Below are 12997 nucleotides of genomic sequence, written 5' to 3'. Positions count from 1 at the left end.
AAGTACCAGAAGGAAGCCTCGGCGAAGTCGCCCCTGTCGGACTTCGCGCAGCAGACCGTGCCGGTGCTGCAGAAGCATCTCGACATGGCCAAGTCGATCAGCAAGTAACCGCTCGATATCGTCGACGAAAAAGTGACGCCCAGGCTTGTCCTGGGCGTCGCGCGTTCTGGTCTATTGCGATCGCGCCAAGGCGAGCTGCGCGCGTCCCGGACGCCGCGGCGGCCGCCTGTTCGGCCCTGAGGGCGCACGCCCGGCAACCTCAAGCGCAAAATAGGCGATCGTGGCTTCCAGGCCCTTGCGCAGCGGAATCTGCGGACGCCAGCCGAGCAGCCGCTCGGCGGTCGTGATCACCGGCTTTCGCCGCTTCGGATCGTCGACCGGCAGCGGCTTGAACTCCAGCGTCGAGGCGGATTGCGTGCAGGCCAGCACCTCGCGCGCGATCGCCTCGATGCTCATCTCGTGCGGATTGCCGAGGTTGATCGGGCCCGTGACCGAGGCCGGACTTTCCATCAGCATCTCCAGTCCACGCACGAGATCGTCGACGAAGCAGAAGCTGCGCGTCTGGCTGCCGGAGCCGTAGACGGTGATTGGCGCGCCGCGCAGCGCCTGGACGATGAAATTCGACACCACCCGGCCGTCATTCTCATGCATGCGCGGGCCATAGGTGTTGAAAATGCGGGCGACCTTGATGTCGAGGCCATACATGCGTTGATAGTCGAACATCAGCGTTTCGGCGGCACGCTTGCCCTCGTCGTAACAGGCACGGGGCCCGATGGTGTTGACGTGGCCGACATAGGTCTCGGGCTGCGGGTGGACCTCGGGGTCGCCATAGACTTCGCTGGTCGAGGCCTGCAGGATTCGCGCGGATTTCTCACGCGCGAGCTCGAGCAGATTGAGCGTTCCCAGCACGCAGGTCTTCATCGTGCCAACGGGGTCCTGCTGATAATGCGGTGGCGAAGCCGGGCAGGCCAGATTGTAGACGCGGTCGAGCCGGCCTTCGAGATCCAAGGGCTCGCGCACGTCGTGCTCGATGAAGCTGAAGTTCGGGTGGTTGAGCAGCGGACGGATGTTGCGCAGCGAGCCCGTATGCAGATTGTCGATGCAGACCACGGTGTCGCCGCGCCGGAGCAGCGTGTCGCAGATGTGCGAGCCGATGAAGCCTGCGCCCCCGGCGACGAGGGTGCGGAGGGAGCGTCGTGCGGGGATGGAGATCTGAATGGTCATGACAATCCCAGTTTCAGTTCGACGGCCTCGGGCGAGGCTTGCTTGAGCGCCTGGCGCACGGGACGTGCCCGGCGGGTGAGCGCCTCGCGGTAGTAATCCTCCAGCTGTCGGGCGCGGTGATCGGGCGTGTGGTCACGGCGGACCCTGCGGCTGGCGCGCTCCGCGATGCCTCGCCGCGTATCCTCGGTCATCTCCTGCAGGATCGCGCGGACGTCCTGCGGCGTCGAGACGACGAGGATCTCGCTGTTCGGCACGAAGATGGTCTCCAGGCCAGGCCAATGATCCGACAGCACCGGCGTGCCACAGGCCGCGGCCTCGAACAGCCGGACGCTCGGTGAGAAGCCGAGGGCCCGCATGTCGGCGCGGGTGACGTTGAGCGTGAAGCGCTGCGCGCAGAAGAAGTCGGCGTGCTCACGCGGAGGAAGGTGATCGATCCGCTCGACATTGTCCGGCCAGGTGATCGTGTCGGGGTATTGCGCGCCCGCGACGACGAAATGTTCCGCAGCGAGTCCGCGCGCCGGATCGAGCAGGAACCGGTCGAGCTGCGGCTGGCGATCGGCGCTGTAGGTGCCGAGATAGCCCAACGTCCAGCGTGCCGGCGTCTCGCGCGGCTGGTAGAGATCGAGATCGGCGCTGCAATACAGCACGCGTGCCAGCGGGCTGCCGTAGAGGTCCTCGATCATCGCCAGCGCCGGCCCGCCGGAGAACGAGAGGTACAGGTCGAAGCGCGGGATCATCGTGGGCGACAGATAGGCCAGTCCGTGCTCGAGCTGCGCCAGGGTGACCGGCGTGTCGATGTCGTAGAAGGCGGTGACGCCGCGGGCGTGCGATGTCGCCCAGTCGGCGATCGCGATCCCGTCAGGCACATAGGAGCCGATGATCACGAGGTCGGCGTCGCGCACTGTCGCGCCGAACAGCCGGGGCAGGTCCTGCAATGATTGATAGAGCTTCACGCTCCAGCCGTCGGGGTCGGTGAGATCGCGGTGGTCGCGATACCAGGGCACGTCGCGCTCCAGAAAGGTCACGCTGTGTCCGCGCCGGGCGAGCGCCGACAGCAGCGCGCGATAGGTCGTGGCGTGGCCGTTCCCCCAGGACGATGTGACCGACAATCCGATGACGACGATGTTCAGGTTCATTCTGCGGCCTCGATGCGGGTGCCCATGCCCTCGAGCAGGGTGTTGAACTGATGGGCGCGTTGGCGATAGGTGTGGTGGGCCAGGATGCGCGCGCGGCCGCGCTCGCCGATCGCGCGGGCGCGGTCCGGCGACAGCGCATCGAGGTGAGCGGCCACGGCGGCCCCGTCGGCGGCGACGAGCACCTCGCGGCCCGGCTCGAGAAAGAGATCGATGCCCTCCCATTGGTCGGTGATCAGGCAGGCGCCGCAGCCCGCGGCTTCGAACACTCGGGTCGGTGGCGAGAACCCGTAGGCCGCCATGCTGTCGCGATTGACGTTCAGGGTCGCGCGCGCCGAGCAGAAGAACGCGTTGTGATCGGCGGTGCCGACATGGCCGACGGCGCGGATGTTGGCCGGCATCGGCTTGTCGTGCCAGCCGGAGCCGCCGAGCACGAAGCTCTGTCCTCGACGTTGCGCGGCGGCGTCGATGAAGAAGCGCTCGATCCGCGCCTCGCGGTCCGGCAGGCGGTTGGCAAGCAGATTGAGATCGGAGCTGAACTCGCCGCGCGGCGGTGCCGGATGATGAGTTGCCGGGTCCAGCGCATTGTAGATCGGCACGCAATCGCGCGCGCCGGCGGCGCGATAGGCCCGCACCACCGGGTCACCCCCGCCATAAGTCAGCACCACGTCGTAGCGGGGAATGGCCTCGCGGAGATGATGCCGCGGATCGGCGGCGATCGCATCCAGCGTGGCGGGCGCGTCGACGTCCCAGTAGATGCGGAGCGCGTCGGTCGAGATCGTGGCGATGGCATCCTCGAGCTCGGCGTCGAACACGCCGACGCCGCTCGCCTTGACGAGGAGGTCGGCGGATCGCACGGCGTCGTCCATGGCGCGCTGCCAGCCCTCGGGCGTCGCCGGATACACGACGACCCTGGCCCAAGGGGGGTCATCGATGTCGCGGTGGGCCTGGCGCTCGAACGCGTCCGGTTCGTAGAAGGTGATCTGATGACCGAGCGCGGCAATCTCCTTCAGCATGCCACGATAATAGGTGGCCGCACCGTTCCAATAGGACGACACCAGGCTGGAGCCGAAAAAGCTGATGTTCACGATGCCGCTCCTGCCAATTGCGTGGACGCTGCCTGATCCTGGCCGCGCAGCCTGGTCACGATGTGCAGCAGCTCTTGCGCGCGGTGCCGGCAGGTGTGTCGGGCGAGCACTGCGCTGCGGGCTCTTGCGGCGATGTCCGCAGCAAAATCGGATGCGGATAGCAGCAGGCGCAACGCCTCGCGCATGTCGGGACCGTCGGCGGCGCGCAGATAGGTATCATCCGGAAACAGCGACTCGACGTCGTCCCATGGTGCGGAAACAATCGGAATGCCGCAGGCCATCGTCTCGAACATGCGAATGGTCGGAATGCCGGGCAGCGATCGCGCATAGGGTGCGCGCGGCACGTGGACCGTGACGCGTGCCTGCGCGAACGCCTGGGGCGCGCGGTGCGCCGGCAGCCAGCCGCCATAACGGATGCCGGCCTGCCGCATGGCGGCAAGCGCGTGCTCGGGATAGCGGACCCCGTAGATCGTGGCGGTGAGCTGGAGGGCTGCGACCGGAGCGATCAGGAATTCCCTGAGTTCGGCGCTGCGCTCGTCGTCGCCCCAATTGCCGATCCAGACGAGATCGTGCTGCGGGACGATGTCGGGCAGGGGACGATACAACGCGGTGTCGGCCGCCTCATGCCAGGTGAAGGCGCGCGACGTCCAGCCGAGAGCGAGATAGATCTGGCGCAGCACCTCGCCGAAAGCGAGCACGCCGTCATAGCCGGAGAGGTCGAAGCGGGTGAGCTCCTGCGGCGCCGTCACGGCGCGGTGGTGGGTGTCGTGGAACAGCAGCACGAAGCGCCCGCTCTCAATGCGATGGCGGCCGATCGCCGCGACGAGGTCAGGCTCGTTCCACTCATGCACGACGACGAGGCCGGCGCCATCGAGCGCCTCGTCCATGTCGAGCGTGCCGTCATAAGCCCTGACGTCGATGCCGGGGAACAAGGAGGGAATCGCGCGCAGGCCGGCATCGCCGCCATCCTTGATCGCGTTCAGCCGGCTCCAGCCATCAGCCGGCTCGTAGACGACGACCTCGTGACCGAGCGCATGCAGCTCGCGCGCGACGCCGCGCAGGAAATGCGCATTGCCGTTGTTCCAGCACGACGACAACGCATGGTAGAACAGCACGCACTTCATGCACAGGCCTCGGCGAGGATGTTCAGTTGAGGCTCGGGCGCCGCCTGCGTGCGCAGGCCGCGGTAGAGCTCGGCGTAGGACGTCGCCATGCGACCGACCGTGTATCTGTCCGCGCGCTGACGCGCCGCCTCCTGCAGCATGGCGCGGGCGCGGTCGTCGGTGGCGAGCCAGCCCAGCGTGCTCCTGAGCGCCCGGACATCGGTCGGGACCACGAACACGGCCGCATCCTGCCAGAGCTCGCGGAAGGTCGGGATGTCGGCCAGCACCAGCGCGCATCCGGCCGTTGCCGCCTCGAGCACCGACAGCCCGAACGGTTCATACAGCGCAGGGCTCGCAAAGATCGCTGCACGGGCCATGCAATTGCTGACATCGCGATGGGAGAGCTCGCCGAGCATCTGCAGATGGGGCGGGGCGATGGTGTCGTCCGGACCCGCTCCGGCCACGTATATCGGACAGGGGACACCATCGGCAGCCGCGGCCAGCGCGCGCAGATTCTTGGCCTTGTCCCACATTCGCCCGGCCGCGAGCACGAATGTCTCCTTGCCGTCTGTCTCCTTGCCGTCCCTGGCGCGGCTGCGAGAAGCTGTGCCGTTCCAGATCAGCGTGCCCGGGCGCCGGGGTTCGTATAACCGGCCGATGACCTCGCCGAAGGCGCAACTGGGCGCGACCCAGCTCGCCGCATGCTGCAATCCGTCGGCCACGCGCGCGCGATAACGCTGCCAGCGCTGCTCCTGCAGGAATGCGGTTTCTTTGCAGGCGATCCCCCAGGAGTGAACGCAGGAATGGGCGACGATGAGAACCGGCGCCCGCCAGTCGAAGGCGGCCTCGCGAAAGCTGTTGAGATGCACGACATCGGGCCGGATCTCGCGTTCGAGCGCGAGCAGCATGCGGCGCGCGTGGTCGAAATGATGCGCGTCCGGGTCCTGCCATTCCAGCGCCAGGTCGGTCTCGATCAGACGGACGCCGGTCCTACCCAGCATTGCGCGCTGATCCGGACGCGGTGGCGGCCCCATGCTGACCAGATGCAGATCGGCACCGCGGGCGGCGAGCGCCGCGCACAACGCGGTCGCGTAGCTCCACACGCCACCGACGGCGTCGGTGGTCATCAGCACGCGGAAGCCGGCAAGCGTGCTCATGGCGCGACCTGCAGCTCGAGGGCCGTGAGCGGAATCGGGCGCTCGTTCTGCACGTCGCTGAACTGGTTGAACAGCTTCAGATAGTGCGTGTGCGCACGCTCCCAGGCATGATCGTCGGGCGTACCCCAGCGCTTCTGGTAGTCCGGCGAACCGGGATACGGATAGAGCGGCACTGGATCGTTGGCCCACACGCCGGCATCCTGCATCCGCTGACGCCAGCGTTGCACGACGGGATCGTCATCCTGCGGCATCTCGATCAAATTGGCCTGGACGAACGGGACATGTCGCCGCGCCTCGACGAGGCGCTCGGCGAGCTGCTCGGTCGTCATCCGGCAGTTCTTCGCCAGTGCCGCGCGACCCTCCGGCGTCAGGCTCTCGATGCCGGCCTCGATCGAGACGCAGCCGGCGCGTCCGAGCAGCTCCAGCATCTCGGGCCTCCACAGATCGATCCGCGTCTGCACGCCGAACTTCAGGCCCCGCGTGACGAGGCCCTGCAGCAGCTCGGCATTGGGCAGGAAGATCTCGTCGATGAAGTAGACATACTCCGCGCCTTGCGCGCGCAGCCGATCGACCTCGTCGAGAATGACGGCCGGCGGGCGCTTGCGATAGGCGTTGCGGAAATTGTCCTTGGCGCAGAACGTGCAGTGATAGGGACAGCCGCGCGAGGCCTCGACCTCGGCTCCGGGACCGACGGGTGCAGCCTCGAAGCGGTGGTGGTGGTGATGATGGCGGCGGATCATCTCCTCCGGCCATTGCAGCGCCGGCTGGTCGGTGAAGACCGCGGCTTGCGGCCCGCCATTGACCTTGATGTCGCCATTGGCGGCCGTGAAGCATATGCCGGCGACATCGCGCGCGCCATTCGCCAGCCGCAGCACGCTGTGCTCGCATTCCCCCATCACGACGACGTCGACGCCGAGCTTGCGCAAGGTCATCCGCGGCGTGGTCGAGCCGTGGGGGCCGACCGCGACGAGGACGGCGCCGCTCTCGCGCAGCGTCAGCGCGAGCTCCTGCGGGACGCGCAGCTCGGGCGGCGCGCAGCGCCAGAACAGATAGGTCGGGGCCGTCGTCAGCACGATCATGTCCGGCCGGAACGCCGCGAGCTCGGCCAGGATGTCCGACGGCGACAGGTCGAACATGTGGGCGTCGAGCAGCAGCGTCGCATGACCTGCGCCGCGCAGCAGCTGCTGGGAGATGCCGAGCTCGATCGGCAGATGCGGGCTGCGGCAGCCGAAATAGATGCTGCCGTCGAACGTCCAGTTCGGATTGATCAGGGCGACGCGGGTCATGCCAGTGCCTCCCGACTCCGCTGCTCGGCGAAGCGGCCAGCGAGCCAGCCATGTAGCCCACGGAGGCCGTCGGCAAAGGATGTGCGCGGCTGCCACCCCGTCGCGTTCGCCAAGGCGCCGATGTCGGTGACGTACCAGGGCTGGTCGCCGGGGCGCCAATCGGAAAAGCTGTGGCTGACCGGACCCGACAGCCGTGCGATGTCGTCGATCAGCTCCAGCAGGCTGATGGCGTTCGCAGGTCCGCCGCCGAGGTTGAACACGCGCCCGCGCGTTGCGTCGATCCGATCGAGCACCGCGAGCCAGGCGTCGGCCGCGTCGGCGACGTACAGCGCGTCGCGCACCTGGCAGCCGTCGCCATAGATCGTCAGCGGCGCGCCGCGCAGGGCGGAGAGAACGAAGTGCGCGATCCAGCCCTGATCCTCGTTGCCGAACTGCCGCGGGCCGTAGATGCAGCTCATCCGCAGCACGGCCGTCTTCAGCCCGTAGACGCGGCCATAGTCGTGGACATACTGATCGGCCGCACCCTTCGAGCAGCCATAGGGGCTGTAGAGGTCGAGCGGCGCGCTTTCAGACACGCCCTGCGCCAGGCCCGGGTCGATCGGCTGGTATCGCTGACCCATGCGGGTGATCGCGTCGTCGCCGATCAGCCGGCCGTAGACCTTGTTGGTCGAGGCGAACAGGAGGGGCGCGCCCGGATTGTGCAGGCGAACGGCTTCCAGCACGTTCAACGTGCCGCGCGCATTGATCTCGAAATCGTCGACGGGGCTGTCGAGGCTGGATGTCACCGCGACTTGCGCAGCCAGATGCAGCACGGCCTTGGCGTGCTTCACCGTGTCGATGACGGTGATCGGATCCCTGACATCGCCGACCGTGATCGTGATCCGGTCGCCGTGGCGTGATTTCAGCCATTGTGCATTCTCGCGGACGCCGGCGCGGGCGAGATTGTCGAGGATCGATACATGATCGCCGCGCGTGGCGAGCCGGTCGGCGAGATTGCAGCCGATGAAGCCGCAGCCGCCGGTGATCACGATCGGGGCTTGGTTCGATGCCGGGTCCATCATGCCACCAGCCCGCGCCGCGAAAGCTCTTCCGTCGCCTTCTCCGCCTGGTCGTCGGCGATCTGACCGGCGAGATAATGCGCCAGCTCATCGAGGCCGTCCTCGAACCGCACCGTGGGCCTGAAGCCGAGCAGCCGTTCGCTCTTGGTGATATCGGCGAAACAATGCCGGATGTCGCCGGCGCGGTATTTGCCCGTGATGGTCGGCGTCATCTGCGAGCGCCCCATGACCCGGGCGAGGTCCTCGGCGACGGAGACGATGCTGCGGCTCTGTCCCGAGCCGATGTTGAATACGTCGTCGGCATGATCACTCTCGAGCGCCAGCACGCAGGCGCGGGCAACGTCATGGACATGGACGAAGTCGCGGCGCTGCCGGCCGTCCTCGAACACCAGCGGCGGGCGGTCGTTGAGCAGCCGTGCAGCGAAGATCGCGAGCACGCCGGTGTAGGGATTGGACAGCGCCTGGCGCGGACCGAACACGTTGAAAAAACGCAGCGCCAGCGTCGGGATGCCGTAGGCCTTGCCTGTGATCAGGCACATCCGCTCCTGGGCATATTTGTTGAGCGCGTAGATCGAGCTGAGCGCGGGCTGCTTGGTTTCCGGCGTCGGCATCGGCTCGAGCTGTCCGCCGGCGTCGTCGCCAAGCTCCCAATCACCGCGCTTGAGCTGGTCGAGCGAGCGCTCCTCGGGCGCGACAACCGCTCCATCGGCGGCGCGGCAGGCACCTTCGCCATAGACGCTCATCGAGGACGCGACCACCAGGCGCGCCACCGGGCGGTTCGCCAGCGCCTGCAGCAGCACGGCGGTGCCGAGCTCATTGGTGCGGACGTAGGATTCGATGTCGTACATGCTCTGGCCGACACCGACGCTGGAGGCGAGATGCAGCACCTTGTCGACGCCGCGCAGCGCGCGCTCGACGGCGGTCGGATCCGTGACATCGCCGACCAACAGCTCGGCGTCAGCGTGCAGATAGGGCGGACGCTGGCGCTGCGCGCCGTGCACCTGAGGCGAGAGCGAGTCGAGCAGCCTGACCTCGTAGCCCGCGGAGATCAGCGCATCGGCCGTGTGCGAGCCGATGAACCCTGCGCCTCCGGTAATCAGGACACGTGTCATGCCGGGCTACTCCTCGAAGTGAGTCTGGAACGAACTCTCCGGGTGAGAAGCGGCGCAACGAATGTTGGTTCCTAGCGCACGTACAAACGATAATTTCTCTAATCCAGGTCAATAACGTAGATGAGAGCGCACCTCACCAGAACACGCGGCCGTGGCGAGTCGGCGAGATCTGCAGATGGGCCGCAACCGTTGCACCGATGTCGGCAAAGCTGCTGCGCGCTCCGATCGGTCCGGCGGTCCTGCCATTGGCGATCAGCACGGGAACGCTTTCGCGCGTATGATCGGAGCCGCCCCAGGTCGGATCGCAGCCATGATCGGCCGTGATGACGAGGAGATCGTCGCTGCGCAGCGCGTTCAACAGCTCAGGCAGCCGCGCATCGAACGCTTCGAGCGCGCGCGCATAGCCTGCAACATCGCGGCGATGGCCGTACAACGTATCGAAGTCGACGAAATTCGCGAATATCAGGCCGCCGTCGCCGAGCATCGCGATACCCTCGAGCATGCGCGTGAACAAGACGTCGTTGTTCTCCCCCTTGAGATTGTGGCCGGTGCCGCGATGCGCGAAGATATCGGCGATCTTGCCGATCGTGACGACATGGCGCTGCTCGGCGGTCGCAACATCAAGGATCGTCGAGTCCGGCGGCGGGACGGCGTAGTCGCGGCGATTGGCCGTTCGGCGGAAATCGGCCGGGGTCTCGCCGACAAAGGGGCGCGCGATGACGCGGCCGATGTTGAAGCGATCGACGAGCGGGCGAGCCGCTTCGCAGAGCCGATAGAGTCGCTCGAGGCCGAACGCCTGTTCATGCGCGGCGATTTGGAATACCGAATCGGCCGACGTGTAGCAGATCGGCTGACCGGTCTCGATGTGCGCCTCGCCCAGTTCGGCCATGATCTCGGTGCCGGAGGCGTGACGGTTGCCGAGAATGCCGGGCAGGCCGGCCGAGGCGCATAGTTGCCTGATGAGTTCCGGCGGAAACGTCGGAACGGCTTTCGGGAAATAGCCCCAGTCAAACGGAACAGGGACGCCGGCGATTTCCCAGTGCCCCGACGGCGTATCCTTGCCGCGGGACAGCTCGTGAGCATGACCGAACGCTGCGCCTGCGCCCGCTCTCCGCTGCAAACCCGGCGGCTTTCGGCCGGTGGCGCGTTCGCAGGCTTCTCCGAGTCCGAGCGCAGTCAGATAGGGGACTTGCAGCGGTCCCTGGCGCTGGTCGCTGTCGGCGCGGCCGGCGGCGCAGGCGTCGGCAATGTGACCGACGGTGTCGGCGCCTTCGTCACCATAGCGGGCCGCGTCCAACGCGCCGCCGATGCCGACCGAATCCATCACCACGATCAGGGCGCGCATGGCAACGGCTCCGGCAGCGCGGCGGGGGCGGCTGCCACGCCGGTCGAGGCGCAATAGCGCAGGATCATGCCGGCGCAAAAATCGGCGAACTCGTTGACGTCGATCGGCGGGCTGGTGTGATGCGGAGCGAGGCCGCGATGCTCGGGCGTGAAGCAGAAGGTGACCGTGACGTCGAACTCGGCCAGCGCCTCCATCTGCCGATCGAACCAGTCGAGTGCGTCCGGGCGGAAGCTGTCGGCCCAGGACAGCCCCGTGCGGACGTGCCGGACGCCGAGCCGGCGCAGCCACAGCACGGCATCCTCCAGGCGATGGTCCTGGTAGTGGAACCACTGGCACAGGCCCATGCCATGGGCATGCTCTGGAAACAGCTCGGCCGCCAGCTTCGGCGAGCCGTCCTCGCGCAGCAGACCCATGTGGAAGTGCCGGTAGTAGGACGAGCCTTCGGCCTCCTTGTGGCGCGTCGTCGCCTCCCACGCGGTGGGCAGATCATACAGGCTGTACCAATGAATGCGCGGGGCACGGCCATTGAGCAGCTCGGCGGTGCGCTGCAATCCCCAGGCCTGCACCTCGTCGGCGCCGAACGAGGAGACACCGACCTCGGTGACCCACACCGGCACCGACACGAGCGCCTGGATCTCGGCGAGCTTGGCCGGCCATTCGTCGATCTTCCACAGATTCCAATCCAGCGGGAAGCCGTGCACCGCCACCGCATCGACGTGATCGAGAACGCCGCGCGCCTTCATGTTGGCGATGAAGGCGGGGTCGATCGGCGAGATGCCGCCGAGCACGCGCGGCAGCGTGGCATGGGCCGAGCGGATCGCCCGGCCGGCGGCGATGGCGGTCTCGGCGAAGCGCGCCCAGTCGGGATCGAGCTGCAGGTCCCAGTGCGACTTGTTGTTCGGCTCGTTCCAGATCTTGGCCGCCTCGATCATTTCTCACCTCGCGCTGGATAGACCGGGCCGTCCGGTTGCGGCCGCGGCACCTTGCGGCACAGATAGACCTCCTCTTCCGGATGGGCGAGGATCGCGAAGCCCGCGCTGCGCAGCATGGCTTCGACGCAGGCGCGGTTCGGCGCCCACCAGTTGGTGGGATCATCGGCATATTTGTGCTCGATGAAATGCATCCTGGGATAGCCCGGGCTGTCGAACGGGCTGGTCGTCCAGAAATCGTAGTTGCGGGCGATCTCGTCCACCTCCGACGAGCCGCGCTGCATCGACTGGAACAGCAGCTGATCGCCGACGACGTACTCGCGGATGAGGTCGAGCGCCAGCAACGGATGACGCAGGTGATAGAGCACGCCCATGAAGATCACGAGGTCGAATCTCTCGCCGAGCTGGCCGACGTCGTAGGCCGAGAGCTTTCGGAACTCGATGTCCAGCCCGTTGACGTCGGCGGCGAAGCGCGCCTGCGCCAGGTAGTCTTCATCGCTGTCCAGGCCGAGCACGCGATCGGCGCCGCGGCGCTTCATCTCCATGGCGTAGAAGCCGGCGTTGCAGCCGATGTCGAGCACGGACTTGCCGGTGAGATCATCCGGGATGATCTCCGCGAAGCGCCGCCACTTGACGTTCGGATAGTCGCCGAGGAAGTGCGTGGGCGCGGTCGACACGCCCCTCAAATCGAGATTGTGGAACCACGGGCCGAGCGCATCCACCCGGCGGCGGATCTCCTCGCGCGACAGCATGCCGGTCGTCATGCCCGTCCTCCCGGGAGGCGAGGGAGCGTCTCGGCCGCGACGGTGGCGCGCACCGTCGGCCGCGGCTCGACGCCGTCGCGGCTCGCGGCAAGCAGGGCAATCGCCGTGCGATAGCCGCTGATGGTGCCGACATCGACATAGGCCTCGCCGGTCTTGATTCCGACGCCGGTACCGCCGGCGGCGAGATAGCTGTTCACCAGCGTGCCGAAATATTCGTCGCGGCGATCGCGGGCCTCCCACAGCGTGTTGAGATCGTGGAAGCCGCGCGCCGACATGCGGAATGCGCCCCAGATCCAGTTCGAGCGTGCGTCGCGCTGCTTGACCTGGATCTCCTTCACCGTATCGCCGTCGAGCACGACCGCATCGAAGAACTCGGGATGCTCGACCGGAAACAGCAGGAACGACAGGTCTCCATCGGGGAGGCTCGCCAGCGCGCGCTTTGGAAACCACACCGTATCCGGCAGTCCCACTAGCACATCCTCGCGCTCGCCGATCACCGTCGACGCACGGAAGATGGCGTCGCACAGGCCCGCAGCCTCCGGCTGGACGACGTAAGCGAGGCGCGCACTGCCATAGCGGTCGCCGAAATATTCGAGGATGTCCGACTTGCTCGGCGAGATGACGAAGCAGATCTTGTCGGCGCCGCCGAGGATCAGGCGCTCGACGAGATATTCCGACACCGCGCAAGGCCGCTCGGCGCCGCCATCGCTGCGGCTGCCGACCGGAAGCAGCTCCTTGGAGAACGCCAGCGGCTGAATGCGGCTGCCGCGGCCGGCGGCTGGGACGATGCCCCACATG

General features: G+C 67.1%; 12 protein-coding genes. All 12 read right to left on the bottom strand.

Annotated elements, in window-relative coordinates; all coding sequences use genetic code 11:
* Positions 1-171: 171 nt before the first annotated feature.
* Complete coding sequence (locus BRAS3809_RS13040) at positions 172-1224, bottom strand: UDP-glucuronic acid decarboxylase family protein (RefSeq protein ID WP_008962566.1); 1053 nt, start codon at positions 1222-1224, stop codon at positions 172-174.
* Entirely contained in the window at positions 1221-2360 is a 1140-nt protein-coding gene (locus BRAS3809_RS13035) for a CgeB family protein (protein WP_008962565.1), read from the bottom strand. The genes BRAS3809_RS13040 and BRAS3809_RS13035 overlap by 4 nt, the downstream gene beginning before the upstream one ends.
* Positions 2357-3445, bottom strand: a complete 1089-nt coding sequence (locus BRAS3809_RS13030; RefSeq protein ID WP_008962564.1) for a CgeB family protein — start codon at positions 3443-3445, stop codon at positions 2357-2359. Before BRAS3809_RS13030 ends, BRAS3809_RS13035 begins: the two co-directional genes overlap by 4 nt.
* Positions 3442-4569 carry a CgeB family protein gene (locus BRAS3809_RS13025; protein WP_008962563.1) on the bottom strand — a complete coding sequence of 376 codons (1128 nt, stop codon included), beginning with the start codon at positions 4567-4569 and terminating at the stop codon, positions 3442-3444. The genes BRAS3809_RS13030 and BRAS3809_RS13025 overlap by 4 nt, the downstream gene beginning before the upstream one ends.
* Positions 4566-5705, bottom strand: a complete 1140-nt coding sequence (locus BRAS3809_RS13020) for a glycosyltransferase family 4 protein (RefSeq protein WP_008962562.1) — start codon at positions 5703-5705, stop codon at positions 4566-4568. The genes BRAS3809_RS13025 and BRAS3809_RS13020 overlap by 4 nt, the downstream gene beginning before the upstream one ends.
* On the bottom strand, positions 5702-6991 hold the full coding sequence (locus BRAS3809_RS13015; protein ID WP_008962561.1) for a TIGR04295 family B12-binding domain-containing radical SAM protein: 1290 nt from the start codon (positions 6989-6991) through the stop codon (positions 5702-5704). The genes BRAS3809_RS13020 and BRAS3809_RS13015 overlap by 4 nt, the downstream gene beginning before the upstream one ends.
* The gene (locus BRAS3809_RS13010; protein ID WP_008962560.1) at positions 6988-8052 is read right to left on the bottom strand and encodes an NAD-dependent epimerase/dehydratase family protein; all 1065 of its coding nucleotides are present in this window, start codon (positions 8050-8052) and stop codon (positions 6988-6990) included. Before BRAS3809_RS13010 ends, BRAS3809_RS13015 begins: the two co-directional genes overlap by 4 nt.
* Entirely contained in the window at positions 8049-9161 is a 1113-nt protein-coding gene (locus tag BRAS3809_RS13005) for an SDR family NAD(P)-dependent oxidoreductase (protein ID WP_008962559.1), read from the bottom strand. The genes BRAS3809_RS13010 and BRAS3809_RS13005 overlap by 4 nt, the downstream gene beginning before the upstream one ends.
* A 133-nt stretch (positions 9162-9294) precedes the next feature.
* Positions 9295-10506, bottom strand: coding sequence for a phosphopentomutase (locus BRAS3809_RS13000; RefSeq protein ID WP_008962558.1), 1212 nt, complete (start codon positions 10504-10506; stop codon positions 9295-9297).
* Positions 10494-11438 (bottom strand): glycoside hydrolase 5 family protein, encoded by a 945-nt coding sequence (locus BRAS3809_RS12995; protein ID WP_008962557.1) that lies wholly within the window; start codon positions 11436-11438, stop codon positions 10494-10496. The genes BRAS3809_RS13000 and BRAS3809_RS12995 overlap by 13 nt, the downstream gene beginning before the upstream one ends.
* Entirely contained in the window at positions 11435-12199 is a 765-nt protein-coding gene (locus tag BRAS3809_RS12990; RefSeq protein WP_008962556.1) for a TIGR04290 family methyltransferase, read from the bottom strand. The genes BRAS3809_RS12995 and BRAS3809_RS12990 overlap by 4 nt, the downstream gene beginning before the upstream one ends.
* Complete coding sequence (locus tag BRAS3809_RS12985; RefSeq protein WP_008962555.1) at positions 12196-12996, bottom strand: nucleotidyltransferase family protein; 801 nt, start codon at positions 12994-12996, stop codon at positions 12196-12198. Before BRAS3809_RS12985 ends, BRAS3809_RS12990 begins: the two co-directional genes overlap by 4 nt.
* Position 12997: the final 1 nt, after the last annotated feature.

This window comes from Bradyrhizobium sp. STM 3809 (genome assembly GCF_000239795.1).
Lineage (GTDB): Bacteria > Pseudomonadota > Alphaproteobacteria > Rhizobiales > Xanthobacteraceae > Bradyrhizobium.
This window is presented reverse-complemented; position numbering and strand designations above follow the sequence as displayed.